The organism is Streptomyces sp. SID12501 (assembly GCF_010550245.1).
Classification (GTDB): Bacteria; Actinomycetota; Actinomycetes; order Streptomycetales; family Streptomycetaceae; genus Streptomyces.
This window is the reverse complement of sequence record NZ_JAAGLU010000430.1, coordinates 1-512: the sequence shown is the minus strand read 5'-3', so window position 1 is coordinate 512 and position 512 is coordinate 1. Positions and strand designations below refer to the sequence as shown.

At 64.8% G+C, this 512-nt stretch carries 1 protein-coding gene; it reads left to right on the top strand.

Features of this window, described 5'->3' with window-relative positions; all coding sequences use genetic code 11:
* Positions 1-327: 327 nt before the first annotated feature.
* Positions 328-512, top strand: a 185-nt coding sequence (locus G3I71_RS46605; RefSeq protein ID WP_164324996.1) for a response regulator, incomplete at its 3' end; no start/stop codon positions are given.

Here is a 512-nt window from a genome sequence, read left to right as displayed (position 1 = left end):
CGTCGGGATCCACACCCGGTGCGCGTTCGCACGCTCCGGGCCCGGCTCACAGGTCATTCACTCAAAGCGGGCCGGGATGAACCGGCCCAACACACAGAAGAGACCCTTGGCGCTCATGGCGGCCCAAAGGTCCTTCTGTAGTGCAACAGGCGTCGAGACACCATACGACACGACACAGCGGCATATGAAAGGACTTGAGACATGGATCACAGGTGATAGTGGAACCACGCTCCCATATTCAAAGGTCCATGTCTGGATTTCGACGCTGACCCGCAGGCGCTGGCGAGGGCCTCACTCCGTACGCCCCGGCCGGACTACCATCAGTCCATGACCCGTGTACTGCTCGCCGAGGACGACGCGTCCATCTCGGAGCCACTGGCCCGCGCACTGCGTCGGGAGGGCTACGAGGTCGAGGTCCGCCAGGACGGCCCGACAGCACTCGACGCCGGACTCCAGGGCGGCATCGACCTCGTGGTCCCCGATCTGGGGCTGCCCGGGATGGACGGCCTGGA